Below are 19771 nucleotides of genomic sequence, written 5' to 3' on the forward strand. Positions count from 1 at the left end.
TAATTTGAACTTAAGTGTATCTTATTGTAATTTTTTGTGCATTATTGTTTTAATTTTTGGTAAAAACTAATAAGAACACTGTAATAAGTTTTAGATGGGATGGCATTGTCTATTTGATTGAACGTTTGGAATCGTTAGAGAAAGCCAATTATTTCAGTGAGATAATTGGCTTAAGAGAGAGTTGCGATTATCCGCTTATTCGTCGGTCATCCCAATAACACGGTACTACAATCAAGTGGTTCTCATGCAACCGTGACCATAATCGGACACCTAAATCTCGCTGCATATTTTGGACTGTGAAATTGGAAATCAGCAGAGTAGATTTCATGTTGTCATAACGGCTATATAAGACCTTATGCACCATCTCCAGGCGTTTTTCATGCCGATCATGCAGGCCATATTCATCAATCACCAATAAATCAAAACTGGAGAAATGGTCGATGACTTCTTTCTCAGAGCGTGAAGCATCTGACCAGGTATCCATCATTCTTTGAGCAATTTCTGCGCTGGTATAGTAGCGTGCAGATTTTGTACTGTTATGCAGAATGTTGCGAATGATTGACGCACTCAGATGAGTCTTTCCTGTACCCGGTGTACCAATGAGCAGTAGGTTTGGATAATGGTCAGAAATAATCTGCTGTGCAAAAGCCTGACATAGTTTGATGGCATTGTCTTGTGCAGGACATGCAACTACATAATTCTTGAAGCCACGATCCAGGTAGCGTTTATTGAGCCCTGAGTTTTTGATTTTCTGTTGTAGCAATCGCTGTTGCAACTCATCTGCATAGGCTGCATGTGAGTGATGGACGGTTTCTTTGGCACACAATTTACATAGCTTGTGACCAGCGATTTCCATCAGGGGTATATGATGGGTAGGGCAAAGTGTTTCCGTTGTTTCTGTGCGAAACTGGAGCGTTTTAAGCATGGTATTCATGATCACTCTCCTAAATCCATTTGGAATTTTCTAAAAAATCCTCATTTTTTTCTTCAAAATTTGAAGATGAAGATGAAGATGAAGATGAAGATGAAGATGAAGGGCATGGTTCAAGCATGACTTGAGTAATACTCGGGCTCTTCTCAGGAGCTGCTTGAGCATTTACTTTTCGTTGCTTGGTTGATGCTTGAGCATTACTAGCGGATTTCCCCCAACGTGCCTGAGCTGCATTTTTAGCTTTATCAGATTTCATTTGCTGATTTTGCAATGCCTGGCTTTTTAAACTGCTTAAGAAATTTGAATGAATCTGCTCAGACTCGACTTCAAACAATTCTAGGGCCATCAGCGTATTTAACAAAGTTTTAGCCTTGGTGTGCTGCGGTAATTTCGTGATGCTACATACAGTCGCTAGGTCGTGAGGAATGGCACCATTTTTCCAGAAATCCATCATTAACAGCAGTGCCGCACCAACTTGTTCTGCTGTCATTCGTGCAAATTTCGCCTGTAGGTCGCCAATATAGAGTGGCATCCAAATTGAAATATCTTTATGCATGTGTTCACCTTTTTTATAGGGATAGAGGGGCTAAGGTCATCGATTGGATGACCTTGTATATTTATTAGATCAAGGAGCTAAGCTCATTAACCGAAGGCGAGCCTGTTGGGCCAAGTCGTCGTAATGGGCTTGTCCATCATCCAGCATTCGCTGTAGCCAAAGTCTCAACGCCTGGTGATCATCGAAGCATTTATTGATTTCCAGCAAAAAGGCCAGATTGTGCAGTTTGGGAATGTGTAACTCATGAATGAGTTCACGCGCGACCCTATCTGCTTCATGGCTGACCACCACACCGCCAAGGAAAGCTTTATTGTTCATGTGCAAGCTCCTCGGTAGTGAGTCTCTCCAGCATGGCTTCAAAAGCACTGCCATCGCGACGGGTAACATTCGGAATGTAGCGGCTATAGACCCGGAACAACATTTCAGTGGTTGAATGCCCCAATTGGCGAGCGACCCATTCTGGATTTTCACCTGCCGCCAGCCAGAGCGTTGCTGCTGTATGACGTGTCTGATAAGCACGACGAGGCGTTAATCCTAAAAAGCGCAGGATAGGGTGCCATACACGCTTATTAACTAAACGGTAGTCTAGAGGACCGCCATCACGGTTACAGAAGACGAAGTCCGATTTTCCGTTGTTGAGGCTTTTCTGTTGCAGAAAGGCTTGGTATACCCGGTCATTCATCTGGATCGTGCGGTCAGAACCATACGTTTTGGTTCCACCAAGAACACCATTCACTAACGCTTCACGGATATGGATCTCACGACGTTGCAAGTCGATATTTTTCCATTGCAGACCATCGATTTCACTGGTACGCATACCTGTGAAAAAGCGAATGGTGTAATAAGGCCTAAAGTCCTCACGCACCGCAGTGAGAATTTTATGCACCTCTTCCAGAGAAAAAGGTGTGACTTCGATCTTACTTTCCTTCAGATTGTTTATATTTTTATACGGCGACTCAAAATCGTATCGTTCTGCCGCATCATTCAGTATCATACGTAAAGGCGTCATGATTTGATTGATCCTCGATGCTTTCAGACTTGTTTGATCTTTTCCGTGTGTCACTTTGGCGAGGGAAGCACGGAAGTTCAGCAAGTCTGACTTCTTAATTTTTGAGAGAACCTGATTACCAAAAGCGGGGATCAAATAGTTTTTGATTACAATTGAAACCTTTTGTTGATATGAATCTCTCCATTCAATTTGTTTCTGTTTAAACCACAATTCAGTAAACTCTTTAAAAAGAGGAACCTTGGTTTGTACAGCGATTTGCTGACTTCTTTTTTCCTTAAACTCCTCAACACGTTTACTTTTTGGAAAATACTTTTCGTATTCAAAAGTTCCCAAAGTAATTTCAGCTTGAAGCTGCTCGAGACGTTTTTTTAAAATTCGGCGATTATAGGCATTGTCTTCAAGATTGGTTGTTTCTCTGCAACGGATGCCCATGTAGCGAAAATCGGCAATGAGTTTGCCACTTCTTTCCCGGATGGTAGCCATCGGTTAAACCTCCTGAACCTTATTGAAGAGCATCCATACTTAAACCAGTGAATTTAAGCATTTCAGTTTCAATACGTTCCCAAACAAAAAGAATTTTGCGACCACCAAAAGGACGGATGTAATGAACACCTTCAATAAAGACACTGTCCTTCAGTTGGTTGCGAATGGTACGAGCGTCGTACTGGATTTTTTCAGCCAGTTGCTGGGCTGTGAGATAGGTATATGACATAATAGAGCCTCATATTTTTTTACTAGGTAACTAGGAAAAATTATTCCTAAGATGTAAATTATCACACATTTATGTCTTTGCAAGTACTTTTTATTATATAACTAGGAAATTTTATGATTATTTCAAACTTGGCTGTTTTATTGGCAGAAAGGAAGCTAAAGGTTGCTGATCTGGTAAGAAGTACTGGAATTAATAAATCTACTTTGCATAAACTTTATAATGATGAATCTGTACGGATTGATTTTGAGACAATTGATAAGATTTGTATTGCATTAGATGTTGAAGTGGGTGATTTATTGGTTTTCAAGAAAATTGATAATAATCAAAATGATAATAATTAGTTTTGGTCACAAATGGTCACATAAAAAGTGAAATGGTCACAGATATTTGATCATTTGGAAAAAAATACTTTGTTTGGAAGAGAACAGGGGGATTTTTATAAAAGCTCTGAAAGTGGTGATCGATTGAGGATATTTAAGGTCAATTAAGACCATTTCTATTGTCGTGGGCACGCCATGGTCACATCTTGGTCACAAAAGAAAAAAGCTATGGTAAGAATTTCAGTGTTGAACCGGATATATGAAAAAAGATGATATTAAAAAATATAATAAAATCAACAACAAAAAAGCCCCAGTCATTCGACTGAGGCTTTTAAAATTCTGGAGCGGGAAACGAGACTCGAACTCGCGACCCCAACCTTGGCAAGGTTGTGCTCTACCAACTGAGCTATTCCCGCATGCGGTGTATAATACATGATGCAAAAATAGGGTCAATCATTTTTTGCATGTCATTGTACTGACTGAATAAATAAACAACATTTTTGGAAAATAGTGCGGTTAAATGACTTAGGTTGTTTGTTTTATAAAAGTTTTCATTGTCTGCAAAAATATTAATATCACTTACAATGCGCTGCAGCTATGCGAAAAATAAAGTATCATCTTATAAGCTATTCTGATCTTCAAATTTCAGTAAACTTAGTAATAAAGTATCATCCTATACTTTGTAAAATAATATCAACTTCACCTGGCTTCATTGATTTATCACCATATAGTTTAGTCTGGGTCTTAGTGTCTTTTTTCAAAGGTTTTTCAATTACTTGTACATTATGTTTAGGGAAGTGCTTTTTTAATATTTCAAGAGTTGAATTAAAGGTAAATTCTCGTTTATCTGTTCTAACGTAAATAGTGCTCTTATCTTTCATAATTGGAGCACATAAGCCAAAAACATTATCAAGTAGGGCATAATATTCTTGTTTATTGACAAATCGACCTTTATGTTTATCCTTAAGTGACTGAGGATTTTCAGGCCCACCTAATAACCAAAGCCTTAACCATTGATCTGCGTGATAATCTGTTATTGAGCAATAAGGTGGGGAAGTAATTAATAGCGAGAACTTCATATCCTCATTAACATATTGTTCAGCAATATTTTTTAATTCGTCAGAACTATCGCCTAGAATCACTTTACTTTCAGTAACTTTAGGCTTACCTTTTTGGTAGCGCCAGTTAATTTTTTTAAGAATAAATTCATAAGGATTTATTTCTGGAGGAATAATCAAATTCTTTTTTTTCCACCAATCGACTGAATAATTCATCCCCATTGATTTGGTCATTCTCATTTGATTGGATAGACCTTCGCCTAATTTTCCATGCAAATGAATAAGAAGGATAGACATTAGTGTAGAGTCTATCTGATTATTTTTCCAATCTAAGTGAGTTCGTGCTGCTAATAAGAATTTTAAAACTTCATCACAATAACAAATTCGATAGAATTCAGGCATTTGTTCTATAGTGATATTATAGTCATCCTTTTTATTATATATATCTAATAGGCGGTCAGTAACATCATCTTTATTTGCTGGTTGCAGTTTTACTTTGCCATAAAGCCATCCAACGGGATTAATTTCAATACCTAAACTATTACGACCAAGGACTCCACCCGCATAAATACTGCTACATCTACCTGCAAAAGGATCAATGATATAATCACCCTCTTTAGAATATTCTTCTACAACACTGAATGCAAATTCTAGTGGAAACATTGCATAGTAAGGACCAAATCTTGCCCAACGGGCTTCAGCGGTGCTAAACCCTTTTAGAATTTTTTCCTTTGCTTTCATACAACTGATTTTTCTCTGATTTCTCGTGCAATATCTTCAAAAATTCGTTTGCCTAAATTTAAAGGTATCGCTGCTTCTGCATGAGCTGAAACTAAAGGGGAGATGGAGTTTGGATATCTACTTGAAACTAACTGATCAAGCAAATTCATTATATCAGCAAGTCTTGAAAATTGGGAAGGATTTGCAGTGTCTAAGTTCTTATGTTGGTCGTTATAACACGCCACTACAGGAACAATTTTGTGTCCAGCAACTGTTTTGTAAAATAATTTTCTGCCAAAGTAAGTATCTTGTCCATATGGTTTTGTACTTTTAGAGAAAATAATATTATCTTTTATATACGCATCATTTAATAATAAAGCAGATTGGTTCGGGAACTTATCTACATTACCATCTCTTGTCGTATCAAGCTCTAAGAAGTGATTAAAGAAATTTCCTGATTTTTCAATACCAATAATAAAAAGATCTTGACCATTAATTTTCTTTTGTAACTCGTTTATTCTGATTAATTCATGGTCAATAACTTTAGTTAACCAAGAAGAGGTACTAAAAACTGCTAACGGACCATCCATAATAAAAGCAACTCTACGTAATGTAGCTAACCAATTCTTTTTTTCAAATGCTCTTAAAATATGAATAAGCCACAACTTTTCTAGTGTAGCCATAGTTTGACCAAACATTTCACCATTGCTACCCCCAGGATTCATGAGTTCATGTAAACGTAGTGCATCAGTTGAGAAGAGAGCCTCGCCAGTATGGGGGCAAGTATATTCACCATAACCATAGGTCATTTCTTCATCAATACTTTCAATTGGGCTTTTGGGTAAATTACTTTCCTTAAAATGTTCTCGTTTAATTCGAAATAAATGTTCATATGTATCAAGTAAAGTCTCCCCTTCGGTAAAAACAATATTACTCCGTAACTCTTCAAATAAAGCTCTACGAAAAGATGCTTTAGCATCTTTCTCAGAGTCTAAAATAACATTACACCCAGGGAATACACTTTCAATAGTGGATGCTTTTTCTGTTTCTCGGAATTTTTTGGGTTCAATAAAGTCTTGCTTTTCAAGTTCATTTACCTGCGCTAAGTCAATTAATACTGACGCAATAGTTACATAACCAAATTCTGCACCAGGGAAGCCATTTTGAACTTTATGTGCCTGATAGCTTCCATCTATAGCTAAAACAAGATCGGGCTGTAAAGCACTTTCTGCGAGTTCTGATCTTTTAATAATTGAATTCTCATATTTTTCTACTTCATCTTGTTGCCTTATTTGTAGACGTTCTTGAAGTGATTTGACTTTTTCACTATCAAGTAATCTACGTAAAGGGTCATAACTTGCAAACTCGCCTTCAAATCCCATTTCCCTTTAAACCTCAAATTTATCTACTTGAACAGGTATCACAAAAAGATTACTCAAAGTTTTCACTCTCAGAAAACCTTTATCTTGAGCTCTTCTAATAGAGGGTTCAAAATCTATAAAATCATAATATTTACAAAGTTCTTTAGTCTCATCAGTATTATTCAAATGGCTAATAAACCAGTTAGCAGTATTCTTTAAGATATTTTTTTGAATACTACTAACTTCTTGAGTTGCATATACCATTCCAATCCGATATTTGGATCCTTCTTTGGCTGTTCGCACCCAAACATCTGTTAAATCTAGATCATTACCTGCAGGTAAAATGTTGTGAGCTTCTTCTAAATAGACTAAAATTTCGGGAATATCTGTATTTCCATGAATGAATTGTCGTTGATTTTCTTTAAAAATCTTTGTCATAATTCTTTTAGCTGAGGATTTGTTTAGTTCAGGTTCACCACTTGATTGGTCAATAATAACCAATTTTCCTTGTGTTAAGTGCTTGTAAATGTCCTCTGCGTAATCACTAGACGTGTCCGCACTATGTTGTTCTGTTGCTTTACCTATCTTCCTAGTGCCATTAGGATATTGAAAAAGACCTATAATTTTTTTTAAATCTTCATCTGCCCAACGATCTCCGGAACCTCTAGGACGATTTACATAATCCGTTTCAAAAGCTTGATAGCCGCTATTTTTATCACGTATGAATTTATCTAGTGCCTCAAAAGCATTTGCAAGTTGGCCCCAAGATGGACTTACAGTTTCAAAAACCCTTGCCGCTGATTGATATTCAGCTGCATTATCACCTGTACTATCTCTTAAAGCTTCTATTAAATCTTTATTAAAAAGCTTTGAGGTATTTGGTTGTTGATTGCTAGGAACAGCAAACCCAGCTCTTTGTAAAACAGCTTTATATGCCAAAATTCTACGTTTATGTCTTGTTACGGCACTTGCATCATTAGGGTCTGGTGCTTCAAAGTTTACTTGGCAGAAGTTTTTTATGTAGGTTGTGCTATCTTCAGAAAGAATATTATCAATAATTTCTTTACCGATTTGAATATTTTCTCTTTCAAAGAAATTTAAAAGCATTAAAGTTCGATCAGGATCATTCGGATGTCTTGTAATACCATAAGTTATAACTTCATTTACCTTTATAGCATTAGGGATAAGTTTCCAAACATTCTTTAAGGCTGAATTATTGTCTTGAATATTTTCGTTTGCATATTCACCATTAGGATCAAAAATAATTTGTCCAATTCTGATATCCTGCCCCTTTTTGTCTGGCAATTTTCTTAATTCAAAAACAGACTTAGCAATGATTTTTGTTGTATTCGATTTACCTGTTCTTGTCATACCGAAAAGAGCTGTTTTTTGATTAAGCAAGTCCATTGGATGAATACATACAGGAATATCATCTATATTTTGATACTTCCTATTAGTAGAAGCATATCGGACGTGTCCAATTTGTACTTTTGCTTCTTTCGCTACAGCCCCATAACGGTTTTCTAATTCTAGAATATTTGAGGGATCAATGTAATTGACAATATGTTTTAGAGCTTCTCCATTAGGTTTATAGACTTTTAAACCACGATTTGGATAATAATTAGAAATATCACTTCCGAATTTTAGGTTAAGGGGAGTATTTTCCTGTTGTCCGCTTTCTTCAAGAAAAAATGTTCCAATGATGCGACATTGAACCCCTGCGAATCCAAGTAAATTCTTCGTTCTTGCATCCATTGCACTAGCATGATCCCAGTGTTTTTCAGTTTCACCATTGATGCGTTGAGCTGTTTCAACTCTTATTCTTTCTGCTTCTTTATCCTGTGGTAGAGCAGCAGCATCCATGACTCTTAATAAGATGAATGATGCGTCTTCTGTTTTGAAGTCAATATTTGAACTATTGGGGTCTACTCGAGATGCAATTAAAAAACTTAGGCTTGGAATACCTCCAACTTTAGCACGATCAAAATCATGAATAATTACTCGTGCAGTCTCATAGTTGATAGAGTACAAATCCCCAACATATTCGCTAGGTTGAATAAGTCTTTGAAACCATTGTTGAGTCTCAGTTTTTTTATCATTTTTTAGTCGGGATATAAGCCCTTGCTCTATATTCATAAATTTAAATCATTCCCATATTCTTTTATCAAAGAATTATATCTAGATGTTAGATAGTAATAAAACCCATTTTTGATCTATTTGTGACACATTGATAAAAGATATTTTTTTCAGTTGCTTAAAAATAATTATAAATTTATCAAAATATCCCCAAACCGTCTCCCCCAATTTTTAAACTCTTCATCAGACTCAGCCATTTCAGTTAAATTTCGTGGATGATTAAAAGTTTTCCTTATCCCAATGTCTTGTAAAAATTTAGCAGTTGGCCAACGTAGAGAACGTTTAACGACTTGTTTTTGAAAAGTTGGAAAATATGAGTTCCATGAGTCTGTATTTGAGATTTTGACAATAAGCGTAGAAAGAGGTTTTAGATTATCGCTGGTATCTATTTCCAGAATGACAAATCTTTTACCCTGAAAATTAAGCTGAACTTCAATGATACACCTAGGATTACCATCATGAGTTCTATGTAACTTAGAACGATTGACCTCAGGCAGTTTATGTATATTAATGATAGGCTGAATACGATGTTGAACCGTACCGGGTTTGTCGGAGACTTTTTTATTTAAGTTAGGCCACCTGACCTAACGGGTTAATCTTATCATAGTACATTGCTTCAAACTCAAAAGGTGATACATAACCCAGTGCACTGTGTACACGCTCTTTATTGAACCAATCTACCCAGTTTAGTGTCGCAAGTTGTACATCCGCTAAACCTTGCCAATCCGCTTTTAAATATTCAATCACCTCTGTTTTGTATAAGCCATTCACCGTTTCAGCCAAAGCATTATCGTATGAATCACCGGTCGTACCGACTGATGCTCGTAAATTTGCTGCTTCTAAACGATTGGTATAACGAATGGAAAGATATTGCACGCCTCTGTCACTATGATGAATCACGTTCTTTGGCATGCCTCGATCATGCAATGCTTGCTCCAGTGCATCGAGCACCATATCTGTATTCATACGTGTTGATACTTTCCATCCAACAATTGCTCGCGAGAACACATCAATAATAAAGGCGGTATAGACCCAGCCTGAATGAGTTTGAATATACGTGAAGTCAGCGACCTGAGAAGCACTGCTTCGCAAGGGTCAGGATGATCTGCATTAAAATTGCGTTTTACTAAGTCATCTGCTCGTTTTTGATCATCTCGGCTACGGGTGGTTTGTTTATTCTTACCACGCCAAACACCTTGTATACCTAGCTTCTGCATCAATCGAGCAACTGTACAACGTGCGATAACATAACCTTCACGTTTCAATTGTTGCCAGACCTTACGCACACCATATCGACCTAAACTTTCTTTCCAAATACGTTTGATTTGCTCTGCATGATGTAAATCATGCAGAGCACGTTTCGCTCGATGTTCTGGGTTATCAACGAGATCTAAAGCCCGATAATAGGTCGAAGCTGCAATCGGTAAAATTCTACAAATCGCTTCAACACCATATCGATCTTTATTGTTCTGGATAAAATCCACCATTATTTGTGTGGGCGGTCGAGCTCCGCCTGGGCGAAAAAAGCGGCTGCTTTACGTAGAATTTCATTGGCACGTTTTAATTCTTTAATTTCACGTTCCATTTGCTTCATTTTTTCTTGGTCAGATATCTGTTGTACTTTGGCAGGATTTAGTTGATCCATATGCTTTAAATACCAAACACGCAATGTTTCAGGAGTACAACCCTTGCGCAGCATGCTGCTCAGGTGCAATAGCTGTGATTGCAGCCCAAGTAGAAGGATAATCTTTTTCAGATTCAATCAATAATTGAACCGCTCTTTCTCTGATTTCAGGGGTATATTTTGGTTTTGTCATTGGAACATTCTCTCAAGAAAGTTGGTCTCCGACAAACCCGGTACGGTTCAGTGTACGTTTGGTTGTATGTCCATATACACGATGTGAACGACCTTTTGAGCCAAAATCACGGACAGTTACCCAAGGTTTATAGTTCTTTAGGTAGCCTTGACCACGACCTTCTTTTATCCAATTGTCTTGTTGTTTTTCAGTCGCCATAGCAAATCGCCTGCTACTCTCATTAATTTAAGAATAGCAGGCGATTGTTATTTGAGCAATATGAGATGATACTTTATTACCTAAGATGAAACTATATTACTTAGGATGATACTTTATTACTCTCATACAAAATCATTGAATAATGTTAAAAAAATTATTCCACTGTTACGCTTTTTGCCAAGTTTCTAGGTTGATCGACATCAGTACCGCGCAAAACTGCCACATGATAAGACAACAACTGCACAGGAATGCTATACACAATTGGCGCAAGCAACGCGCTGACTTGCGGTACATAAACCACATGCTGACGCTCTTTATCTGCAGGAATGCCGCTGTGTTCATCTGCAAATACAAACAGCTCACCACCACGTGCCTGTACTTCTTCCATATTGGATTTCAGTTTATCCAGCATGTCATCTTGCGGTGCTAAAATCACCACAGGCATGTCATTGTCTACCAATGCCAATGGGCCGTGCTTTAATTCACCCGCAGCATAACCTTCTGCGTGAATATATGAAATTTCTTTCAGTTTCAAAGCACCTTCCAAGGCAATTGGGAATTGTGTGCCACGACCCAAGAACAAGCAGTGATTTTTCTCTACAAACAATTCAGACAAACGTAAAATTGCCGTATCATTTTGCAAAGTATCTAAAATTACTTTTGGTGTGTGCCACAAGTCTGCAATAATTTCCGCTGTTTCTGTCGCTGCAATTGCATTTTTCACCTGACCAATTTTGAGCACCAACAGCATTAATGCTGCCAACTGTGTCGTAAAGGCTTTGGTCGATGCCACACCAATTTCAGGACCCGCAAGCGTTAACAAACTATGGTTGGTTTCACGTACCATTGACGACGTTGCCACGTTACAAATGGTCATGGTTGTGATATCTAAACCTTTTGCAGCAGCACGTTTTTGTGTATCACGTAACGCAGCTAAAGTATCTGCAGTTTCGCCAGATTGTGAAATGCACACATACAACGTGTTATTCACAATGACTGGGGTACGATAACGGTATTCGCTGGCAATTTCCACATGACATGGCAAGTTAATCAGCTGTTCAAACCAATATTTTGCAATCATCCCTGCATGGTAGCTGGTACCGCAGGCAATAATCTGTACCTGTTGGATGTTGGCAAAATCAAGTTCAGCATCTTTCAGGAAATCTTCACGTAAAGCGTTGCCATTTAATGCTTGTGAAATGGTTTGTTGAATTGCTTCAGGCTGCTCATAAATTTCTTTGAGCATGTAGTGTTTATATTCACCTTTCGATGCATTGCTTACAGTTGCATCCAACTCTTTTACAGGGCGTTCAACCGTTTGACCGTTTACAAAAACTTCAATGCTGTCGCGGGTTAAGCGGGCGATATCACCTTCTTCCAAATACATAAAACGGTTGGTGATCGGCAATAACGCCAATTGGTCTGAACTGATAAAGTTTTCGCCAATACCGACACCAATCACCAAAGGAGAACCTTCACGTACCGTGATCAATTCATCTGGATAATCGGTATGGATAATTCCCAGAGCATAAGCACCTTTCAGTTGAGGCACGACTTGCTGTACCGCAACCAATAAATTCGGTGCAGTTTTAAGAGCATGGTTGACCAAGTGCGCAACCACTTCAGTATCCGTTTGAGAGCTGAACATATAGCCTAAAGCTTCTAGCTCATCTTTCAGTTCTTGATAATTTTCGATAATACCGTTGTGTACGACAGCAACATTGCCAGAAATATGCGGATGTGCATTGTTTTCTGTCGGTTTGCCATGTGTTGCCCAACGTGTATGGGCAATACCGAGTGAACCTGTGACTTGAGAATCTAGTACTGCTTGCTCAAGATTTGCTACTTTACCGACACGACGCTCACGCAAGACCTGACCTTGACTAATCAATGCCAAACCTGCGGAATCATAACCGCGATATTCTAAACGCTTTAAACCTTCAATGAGGATATTGGTAATACTACGTTCTGCAACGCCACCGACAATACCGCACATAGGAACTTCCTCTTATTTTTTCAATTTCTGTGGACGTTGATAATTTTCTTTAGTGAACTGTTTAGAACGTTCCACAGCTAAACACTGTTCTGCAACATCACGGGTAATGGTCGAGCCTGCGCCTACCGTTGCACCATTGGCAATGGTGACAGGTGCAACCAATGAACTATTTGAACCAATAAAGACTTGGTCACCAATAATGGTTTTAAATTTATTGGCACCATCATAATTGCAAGTAATCGTACCTGCACCAATATTGCTGCCTGCACCCACTTCGGCATCACCTAAGTAGGTAAAGTGGTTGGCTTTGGAGCCTAAACCAATTTGACTGTTTTTCACTTCAACAAAGTTGCCAATATGCACTTCATTGGCCAATACCGCGCCCGGACGTAAACGTGAGAATGGACCAATTTGCGCAGCTTCACCTACAACCGCTTGGTCAAATACGCTATACGGCTGAACTTTAGTGCCCGCAGCAATTTTGGTGTTTTTGAGGATACAACCTGCACCAATTTCTACGCCATCACCCAGTTCGCAATCGCCTTCAATAATTACGTTAATATCAATGCGAACGTCTTTACCTGCAGTGAGATTACCACGTAAATCAAAACGGGTTGGGTCAATTAAATGCACACCTTGTTGCATGAGTTGCTTGGCTTGGAAGTTCTGGAACTCGCGTTCTAATGCAGCCAATTGCACACGGTCATTCACGCCTTCTACTTCAAAAGCCAGTTGAGGTTCTACCGATGCAACTTCTAAGCCATCGGCAATTGCCATCGCCACAATATCGGTCAGGTAATATTCACCCTGCGCATTGTTATTGCTCAGTTTTGGCAGCCATTCATGTAATTTGGCATTGCTGACGCAGTAAATACCCGTGTTAATTTCCTGAATTTGACGCTGGGCTTCAGACGCATCTTTATGTTCAACAATCGCTTGAATTTTACCGTTTTCACGTACAATACGACCATAACCCGTGGCATCAGCAAGGGTAAGTGTCACCAAGCCAATTTGGGTTTCACGTGAAACATCGAGTAGCTTTTGTAAAGTTTGCTCTGTAATACAAGGTACATCTCCCGATAAAATCAGTGATACACCTTCACGTGGTAAAACAGGCAAAGTCACTTTGACTGCGTGACCTGTGCCCAACTGTTCAGCTTGTTCGACCCACTGTACCTGTTCATGCGCAAACGCATTTTGCACCAAAGCACCGCCATGACCGTAAATGGTAATTATATGATCTGCTTGTAATTTTTTTGCGGTATTAATCACGTGACCCAAGAGTGGGCGTCCTGCAAGAGGTTGTAATACTTTTGGTAAATTTGAACGCATGCGCGTGCCTTTACCTGCTGCAAGAATAATCACGGTGGTAGACATGTTGAATCCTAGTGATGGCTAAACCAAAGTAAAAGATAAATAAATATAAATACATAATGCGGCCCAAAGACCCGCAATAATATCGTCCAGCATGATGCCAAAACCACCTTCGACCTGACGATCAATGACACGTATTGGCCAAGGTTTCCACACATCAAATAGTCGGAATAGGGCAAAACCCACAATTACCCAGACCCAGCTGATTTGATTGATAAAAATCAGTGGTAAAAAGGTAATCGATTGTCCTGCAAATTCATCCCAAACAATACGACCATCATCATGTACGCCCATAACCTGTGCAGTACGTCCACAGATATATATGCCAACGAGGGACATGATGGCAATGGCAAAAAGGCTTGGAATGAAACCAAGCGCGAACCAAATGGGAATGAACAGTAGGGCAAAGGCCGAACCAAAGGTACCGGGAGCTTTGGGTAGTAGACCTGAACCGAAGCCAACACCACAGCATACAATCAGTCGGTCAGTCCAAGACATGGCTTTGAAATTAATCGCGGGTTTTTGCAAAGTGTTGGTATCCATGAAAATGAAGTGAACGATCTACGCCATTCTGTTCAAAGCTTAAGCGGTTTTGATTGTTAATTTTGCCAATAATATGAATAGGGGTATTCAGCGGTTTTTGCAAAAGCTGCTGATAATTTTGTGGGCTTATTGTAAAGCATAACTCATAGTCATCGCCACCTGCCAAGGCATATTGCCACTGCTTTTGTTGTGGTAATTCGGTTAATGCAGCATCTATAGGCAGTTGGCTGAGTTCAATACAAGCACCGACCTGAGAGGCTTTGAGAATATGCCCTAAATCTTGTGCCAAGCCATCTGAAACATCAATCATGCTTGAAGCCAGACCTTTGAGTTGTTGTCCAAGTTGACAACGTGGTGTTGGGTAGTCGAGACGTTGTTTTAAAGGATGATCGAGATGATCTAAACCAAAAGCGGCATCACCGACTTGTCCGCTGACGCAAATATAATCACCGACTTGCGCGCCTGAACGTGGAATGGCATGTCCTTGTTCAATCCAGCCTAAGGCGGTAACGGAAATGGTGAGATGCGGGCTTTGTGTGGTATCTCCACCAATTAAACTTACCCCAAATTGATCGCAACAATCATGTAAACCCTGACTAAACCCTTTGAGCCAGTCGTGATCAATTTGGGGTAGGCTCAATGCCAATAATATACTGTGTGGGGTGGCACCCATGGCGGCAATGTCAGATAAATTGACCGCAACCGATTTCCAACCAATCGCATGTGGGTTGGTATCGAGGGGGAAATGTCGTCCAGCGACTAAAGTGTCGGCACAAATGACCAATTGTTGTTGCGGCGGAGGGGTGAGCAGAGCTGAGTCATCACCGACACCTAAATCGACTGCATCGGGACGCGGTCTGTTGAAATAGGTCTCAATAATGGAAAACTCAGCCATACAACAATCGACTCAATACTTTGAATTAGTTGCTTTGTTGCTTTTCTGCTGCACGTAAGCTGTTGGCAAGACGGTCTAATACACCATTGATGTATTTGTGGCTGTCTGCACCACCAAAGTGTTTTGCCAATTCAATCGCTTCATCCAATACCACACGGTATGGAATTTCCAGATGTTGTTCTAACTCATAAGCACCTAAACGTAAGGTGGCGAGTTCAACACCATCGAGTGCTTGAATGTCACGATCAAGAACAGGCACCAGTAATGCATCCAATGCTTCATGATTGGCAACCACTTGAGTCAACAATTCATGATAATAGCCGAGATCCACTTTGTGCATGGCATTTTCCACACGGGTACGTGCTTCAATTTCATGTACTGGATTGTGGCTCATCTGCCATTCATAAATACCTTGCACAGCAAAACGACGTGCTTTACGTTTTGCTGCATAAGTTGCTTGAAGTGTTTGCGACATAGCGTTAAATAGCCTTTAACAAGTTAACCATTTCAATTGCAGTTAAGGCAGCTTCACTTCCTTTATTACCTGCTTTTGTTCCAGAGCGTTCAATTGCTTGTTCAATACTATCCGTAGTCAATACACCGTTAATCACAGGTAAGCCAGTATCTAAACCAACCACACCTAAGCCTTTGGCACATTCGCCTGCAACAAAGTCAAAGTGTGGAGTGCTACCGCGAATCACTGCGCCGAGTGCAATAATGGCATCATAACCATTCGATGCAGCTAATTTTTTAGCCACAACAGGAAGTTCCCAAGCGCCTGGTGCATGAACAACGGTGATATTATCCTCTGATACGCCATGACGTTTCAATGTGTCAATTGCGCCATCAAGCAAATGCTCAACCACAAAACTATTAAAACGACCGACTAAAATCGCATAACGGCCTTCGCTAGCGAGATGTAATAAACCTTCAATACGGCGAATTGCCATAGCAACCTCGATTATTTCTCTGATGTTGGATCTGCGGTGATATATTCCACCACTTCTAAGTTAAAGCCTGATAAAGCATTGAAACGTAATGGTGAGCTGAGTAGCTTCATTTTTTCAACGCCTAAATCACGTAAAATTTGTGCACCCACGCCAATGGTTTGGTATTGCTGTGACAATGCAGCATTGGCTTTGCCTTGTTTCGGGGATTTAAGGCTGTCTAGGGCAGGGCCCAAGTCTTGCAATTGAGCTTGACCAATCCAGACCAAAACACCACGTTCACTGTTGGCAATTTCTTTTAAAGCACGGTCTAAATTCCAAGTTGCCGAACCATCTGCTTTTTTCAGCTTCAGCAAATCACGGGTTGGATTAAAACCATGCACACGTACTGTGGTAACGCCTTCTTTCGGCTCGCCTTTGACCAATGCCAAGTGAATGTCTGGGTTCCCCAGTTCACGGTAACGATATAAGTCAAAAGTACCATATTCGGTGTCGATGCTTTGCTGATCCAAACGCTCTACAGTTTGTTCATTGGTCATGCGATAGTGGATTAAATCGGCAATAGTACCAATTTTTAACCCGTGCTTTTCAGCAAAAATTTCTAAATCTGGACGACGCGCCATCGTGCCGTCTTCATTGATGATTTCACAAATTACCGATGCAGGCTCTAAACCTGCCAAACGGGCAAGATCACAACCTGCTTCGGTATGTCCTGCACGGTGCAATACACCACCTGGCTGTGCCATGAGTGGGAAAATATGCCCAGGCTGAACAATATCGGCAGGCTTGGCATGTGCAGCGACAGCGGTTTGAATGGTATGCGCACGTTCTGCGGCAGAAATACCCGTGGTAATGCCTTCAGCAGCTTCAATCGACAAAGTAAAGTTCGTACCGTGTTGTGCACCATTGGCATCAACCATTAACGGTAGGTTTAATTGCTGGCAACGGTCACGACTTAAGGTTAAGCAAACAAGACCACGCGCGTGTGTGATCATGAAGTTGATATCTTCAGGGCGAACGTGGGTTGCGGCAATGACTAAATCACCTTCATTTTCACGATCTTCATCATCCATGAGGATGACCATTTTTCCTGCACGGATATCTGCTACAAGCTCTTCGACAGTATTGAGCGGCATCAACCTTCACCTTCTTATTTGTCTGAAACGACATTGAATGAGAGAGATGCATAGTCTAACGGTTTTTTACCTGTTTTGCCTATGCTTATCATTTTCATTGCGTGACTTATGGTTATACACAGTGTCATCAGGCTTGGAAAGAGGTGAAAAGGAGGATTTGCTGCGTTGCTGTAGATTGTTTAGGCAATTAAGATGAAATGCAAAATCTATGAAAAATAAAACTGTAGAGGGCATAGGATATTATCGCCCTCATTCTCGCCTTCACTTGAGCCCAGTTGGGTTTTGGGAGAAGGCAAGAATCAGAGATGAGATAATTCATTAAATTCAGGTATAAGCGAATTTCTGTTTAGCGCTCACGTAAGGCTTCTTTGGCTTTGTTGAATGGTTTGATCAGATAATCCAACACCGTTTTTTCACCCGTTTTAATATCGACTGTTGCGACCATGCCTGGGGTAATATCAAACGCTTGTCCTGCTTTGTTGCTGAGTTTGTCTGAATCGGTACGGATATAAACCCTTATCTTGGGATATTTTCTATTTCATATTACATCTTGTTTTGAGCGTTTTGGTTGTAAAATAAAACTGATTAAAAAATCCACAAAATGATCAACCTTTTTGACTGAGCGCTGAAAACATAAAAAATAAACGCTTTTCTGTGATTAATTGCACAATAAATGCAAAAAAGTCATGTCTTGCATATCCTTAATTGTCTTTGTATGGTTAGAATATAACAACTGTGCCCAAGATCTCTCACGTCTGTTATGAATATATTAATCGTTGATGATCATCCGCTGTTTCGCCATGCCTTAATTCAGGCGGTTCGTTATAGCTTACCGCAAGCTCAAATTCATGAAACTGCTGCAGTTAATGAATTGTACGAACGTTTGGAAAATGGACCTGAGCCTGATCTTGTTTTATTGGACTTGAATTTACCAGGGGCATCGGGCTTTTCTGCATTGGTGCATGTGCGTGCGCAATATCCATCTATCCCAATTATTGTGGTGTCCGCTCACGAAGAAGCATCGATTATTCAACGTTCAATTGCGCATGGGGCGATGGGTTATATCCCAAAATCGGCACATCCGAGCCATATTGGTGAAGCAATTCGTCAAGTTTTAGAAGGTGAGATTTGGTTGCCGCCAAACTTGGCTGCGAATGTTAACTTTGACCCTCGCGCTGCAGATGAAACAGCTTTGGCTGAACGTATTCAGTCTTTAACACCACAGCAATTCCGTGTATTGATGATGGTGGCAGAAGGTTTGTTGAATAAGCAAATTGCCTATGAATTAGATGTTTCTGAAGCGACGATTAAAGCGCATGTGACCGCAATTTTCCGTAAATTGGGTGTGCAAAATCGTACTCAGGCGGTATTGGCAATCAATGCGTTAAATATTGAAGAAAAGAAAATGTAAGATGTGACTGATCTGTAAAAGATGAGTTTAAAACCGCTGTGTTGATCTGGAAGATTGAGCAGCGGTTTTTTTATTGGGTGGGTGGTTGGCTGATTATGACCTTTTTAAAAAGCTAATTCGCTTTAGGATGTGACATTTAGCGTTCAGGTTGTTGATGTGCTTAAAACCTAAAAGGAATATTGTCTTATTCCTTTAGCTGTATGGCATAAACATATTCAGGCTTTCATGTCGATAAAACTGACAAAAATCGACATGAGAGAGTTGTCATGTCGATGACATAAACATATTCAGGTTGTCATGTCGATAAAATGGGTAAAAATCAACATGAGCTGAATAGCTATCAGTCTAATGCAGGCGATATGCTTCTTTCAGATTCTTAGGCTTTGATTGTATCTGTACCCATAAATCCAATAGTGTGAAGTTGTCCGCAGCGGGAAAACCCGCCACTAATAAGAAATACATAGAAGGACGAATATGTTTTAATAGTAATAGATGAATGGTGATTTGAATAAATCATACCTAAGTGAGTAGGGGGCTTTCCCCTATATGGGTTCAACTTTTAGAATTCACGATAACCAAGCCCGCCAGCCGTGATATGTGCTAGATTTCGATCATAGGTAATTATTTGGCTTTCTTTTCCGATGGTTTTAT

At 39.6% G+C, this 19771-nt stretch carries 18 protein-coding genes, 1 tRNA gene, 3 pseudogenes and 1 other annotated feature; of the genes and pseudogenes, 2 read left to right on the top strand and 20 right to left on the bottom strand.

Features of this window, described 5'->3' with window-relative positions; all coding sequences use genetic code 11:
• Positions 1-187: 187 nt before the first annotated feature.
• The 5 genes from FTT71_RS04985 to FTT71_RS05005 form a co-directional block, all read right to left on the bottom strand.
• Positions 188-934: an ATP-binding protein gene (locus FTT71_RS04985; protein WP_180160750.1), complete on the bottom strand. Its 747-nt coding sequence runs from the start codon at positions 932-934 to the stop codon at positions 188-190.
• A 10-nt stretch (positions 935-944) separates the two neighbouring features.
• On the bottom strand, positions 945-1487 hold the full coding sequence (locus tag FTT71_RS04990; protein ID WP_180160751.1) for a DUF1376 domain-containing protein: 543 nt from the start codon (positions 1485-1487) through the stop codon (positions 945-947).
• Positions 1488-1556: 69 nt separating this feature from the next.
• Positions 1557-1805, bottom strand: a complete 249-nt coding sequence (locus FTT71_RS04995) for a hypothetical protein (protein ID WP_180160752.1) — start codon at positions 1803-1805, stop codon at positions 1557-1559.
• Complete coding sequence (locus tag FTT71_RS05000; RefSeq protein ID WP_180160753.1) at positions 1795-2979, bottom strand: site-specific integrase; 1185 nt, start codon at positions 2977-2979, stop codon at positions 1795-1797. The genes FTT71_RS04995 and FTT71_RS05000 overlap by 11 nt, the downstream gene beginning before the upstream one ends.
• A gap of 19 nt (positions 2980-2998) precedes the next feature.
• Complete coding sequence (locus FTT71_RS05005) at positions 2999-3208, bottom strand: hypothetical protein (RefSeq protein ID WP_000122748.1); 210 nt, start codon at positions 3206-3208, stop codon at positions 2999-3001.
• A gap of 113 nt (positions 3209-3321) precedes the next feature.
• Here FTT71_RS05005 and FTT71_RS05010 point away from each other — a divergent pair, with 113 nt between their 5' ends.
• Entirely contained in the window at positions 3322-3549 is a 228-nt protein-coding gene (locus FTT71_RS05010) for a helix-turn-helix transcriptional regulator (RefSeq protein WP_070153643.1), read from the top strand.
• Positions 3550-3868: 319 nt separating this feature from the next.
• Here FTT71_RS05010 and FTT71_RS05015 read toward each other — a convergent pair.
• From FTT71_RS05015 to FTT71_RS05085, 15 genes and pseudogenes are all read right to left on the bottom strand, one after another.
• A tRNA-Gly gene (locus FTT71_RS05015) sits at positions 3869-3944 on the bottom strand.
• Positions 3945-4196: 252 nt separating this feature from the next.
• The gene (locus FTT71_RS05020) at positions 4197-5327 is read right to left on the bottom strand and encodes a DNA methyltransferase (RefSeq protein ID WP_180160754.1); all 1131 of its coding nucleotides are present in this window, start codon (positions 5325-5327) and stop codon (positions 4197-4199) included.
• Positions 5324-6688, bottom strand: a complete 1365-nt coding sequence (locus FTT71_RS05025; RefSeq protein WP_180160755.1) for a DNA double-strand break repair nuclease NurA — start codon at positions 6686-6688, stop codon at positions 5324-5326. The genes FTT71_RS05020 and FTT71_RS05025 overlap by 4 nt, the downstream gene beginning before the upstream one ends.
• Positions 6689-6694: 6 nt before the next feature.
• A complete protein-coding gene (locus tag FTT71_RS05030) occupies positions 6695-8803 on the bottom strand; it encodes a helicase HerA domain-containing protein (protein ID WP_180160756.1) in 2109 nt (702 codons plus the stop codon).
• A gap of 128 nt (positions 8804-8931) precedes the next feature.
• The gene (locus FTT71_RS05035; RefSeq protein WP_373685895.1) at positions 8932-9327 is read right to left on the bottom strand and encodes a Tn7-like element transposition protein TnsE; all 396 of its coding nucleotides are present in this window, start codon (positions 9325-9327) and stop codon (positions 8932-8934) included.
• 46 nt (positions 9328-9373) lie between these two features.
• Positions 9374-10620, bottom strand: a pseudogene (locus tag FTT71_RS05040) (IS3 family transposase).
• Positions 10216-10332, bottom strand: a sequence feature (AL1L pseudoknot). Its footprint overlaps the pseudogene before it by 117 nt.
• A 51-nt stretch (positions 10621-10671) precedes the next feature.
• Positions 10672-10818, bottom strand: a pseudogene (locus tag FTT71_RS05045) (heteromeric transposase endonuclease subunit TnsA); the annotation flags it as partial.
• Between the two features lie 154 nt (positions 10819-10972).
• Positions 10973-12814 (bottom strand): glutamine--fructose-6-phosphate transaminase (isomerizing), encoded by a 1842-nt coding sequence (gene glmS / locus FTT71_RS05050; RefSeq protein ID WP_004974344.1) that lies wholly within the window; start codon positions 12812-12814, stop codon positions 10973-10975.
• Positions 12815-12826: 12 nt separating this feature from the next.
• Positions 12827-14191, bottom strand: coding sequence for a bifunctional UDP-N-acetylglucosamine diphosphorylase/glucosamine-1-phosphate N-acetyltransferase GlmU (gene glmU, locus FTT71_RS05055; protein WP_096902632.1), 1365 nt, complete (start codon positions 14189-14191; stop codon positions 12827-12829).
• An 18-nt stretch (positions 14192-14209) separates the two neighbouring features.
• A complete protein-coding gene (locus tag FTT71_RS05060; protein WP_131260658.1) occupies positions 14210-14731 on the bottom strand; it encodes a phosphatidylglycerophosphatase A in 522 nt (173 codons plus the stop codon).
• Complete coding sequence (gene thiL, locus FTT71_RS05065) at positions 14697-15626, bottom strand: thiamine-phosphate kinase (protein WP_004974348.1); 930 nt, start codon at positions 15624-15626, stop codon at positions 14697-14699. Before thiL ends, FTT71_RS05060 begins: the two co-directional genes overlap by 35 nt.
• Positions 15627-15651: 25 nt before the next feature.
• Positions 15652-16101: a transcription antitermination factor NusB gene (nusB, locus tag FTT71_RS05070; RefSeq protein WP_004974349.1), complete on the bottom strand. Its 450-nt coding sequence runs from the start codon at positions 16099-16101 to the stop codon at positions 15652-15654.
• A 4-nt stretch (positions 16102-16105) separates the two neighbouring features.
• Positions 16106-16576, bottom strand: coding sequence for a 6,7-dimethyl-8-ribityllumazine synthase (gene ribE / locus FTT71_RS05075; RefSeq protein ID WP_004974350.1), 471 nt, complete (start codon positions 16574-16576; stop codon positions 16106-16108).
• Between the two features lie 11 nt (positions 16577-16587).
• Complete coding sequence (gene ribBA / locus FTT71_RS05080) at positions 16588-17709, bottom strand: bifunctional 3,4-dihydroxy-2-butanone-4-phosphate synthase/GTP cyclohydrolase II (protein WP_096902634.1); 1122 nt, start codon at positions 17707-17709, stop codon at positions 16588-16590.
• 346 nt (positions 17710-18055) lie between these two features.
• Positions 18056-18226 (bottom strand): annotated as a pseudogene (locus FTT71_RS05085) (secretion protein HlyD); the annotation flags it as partial.
• A 243-nt stretch (positions 18227-18469) separates the two neighbouring features.
• Between FTT71_RS05085 and FTT71_RS05090 the strand changes: the two are divergent.
• Positions 18470-19120: a response regulator transcription factor gene (locus FTT71_RS05090; protein WP_004974358.1), complete on the top strand. Its 651-nt coding sequence runs from the start codon at positions 18470-18472 to the stop codon at positions 19118-19120.
• The last annotated feature ends 651 nt before the right edge of the window (positions 19121-19771 follow it).

Source organism: Acinetobacter sp. YH01004 (genome assembly GCF_013420455.1).
In the GTDB taxonomy this organism is placed as follows: Bacteria; Pseudomonadota; Gammaproteobacteria; order Pseudomonadales; family Moraxellaceae; genus Acinetobacter; species Acinetobacter towneri.

Coding starts and splice junctions, on each gene's coding strand:
- FTT71_RS04985 (WP_180160750.1), bottom strand. CDS start 934: ATGAATACCATGCTTAAAACGCTCCAGTTTCGCACAGAAACAACGGAA.
- FTT71_RS04990 (WP_180160751.1), bottom strand. CDS start 1,487: ATGCATAAAGATATTTCAATTTGGATGCCACTCTATATTGGCGACCTA.
- FTT71_RS04995 (WP_180160752.1), bottom strand. CDS start 1,805: ATGAACAATAAAGCTTTCCTTGGCGGTGTGGTGGTCAGCCATGAAGCA.
- FTT71_RS05000 (WP_180160753.1), bottom strand. CDS start 2,979: ATGGCTACCATCCGGGAAAGAAGTGGCAAACTCATTGCCGATTTTCGC.
- FTT71_RS05005 (WP_000122748.1), bottom strand. CDS start 3,208: ATGTCATATACCTATCTCACAGCCCAGCAACTGGCTGAAAAAATCCAG.
- FTT71_RS05010 (WP_070153643.1), top strand. CDS start 3,322: ATGATTATTTCAAACTTGGCTGTTTTATTGGCAGAAAGGAAGCTAAAG.
- FTT71_RS05020 (WP_180160754.1), bottom strand. CDS start 5,327: ATGAAAGCAAAGGAAAAAATTCTAAAAGGGTTTAGCACCGCTGAAGCC.
- FTT71_RS05025 (WP_180160755.1), bottom strand. CDS start 6,688: ATGGGATTTGAAGGCGAGTTTGCAAGTTATGACCCTTTACGTAGATTA.
- FTT71_RS05030 (WP_180160756.1), bottom strand. CDS start 8,803: ATGAATATAGAGCAAGGGCTTATATCCCGACTAAAAAATGATAAAAAA.
- glmS (WP_004974344.1), bottom strand. CDS start 12,814: ATGTGCGGTATTGTCGGTGGCGTTGCAGAACGTAGTATTACCAATATC.
- glmU (WP_096902632.1), bottom strand. CDS start 14,191: ATGTCTACCACCGTGATTATTCTTGCAGCAGGTAAAGGCACGCGCATG.
- FTT71_RS05060 (WP_131260658.1), bottom strand. CDS start 14,731: ATGGATACCAACACTTTGCAAAAACCCGCGATTAATTTCAAAGCCATG.
- thiL (WP_004974348.1), bottom strand. CDS start 15,626: ATGGCTGAGTTTTCCATTATTGAGACCTATTTCAACAGACCGCGTCCC.
- nusB (WP_004974349.1), bottom strand. CDS start 16,101: ATGTCGCAAACACTTCAAGCAACTTATGCAGCAAAACGTAAAGCACGT.
- ribE (WP_004974350.1), bottom strand. CDS start 16,576: ATGGCAATTCGCCGTATTGAAGGTTTATTACATCTCGCTAGCGAAGGC.
- ribBA (WP_096902634.1), bottom strand. CDS start 17,709: ATGCCGCTCAATACTGTCGAAGAGCTTGTAGCAGATATCCGTGCAGGA.
- FTT71_RS05090 (WP_004974358.1), top strand. CDS start 18,470: ATGAATATATTAATCGTTGATGATCATCCGCTGTTTCGCCATGCCTTA.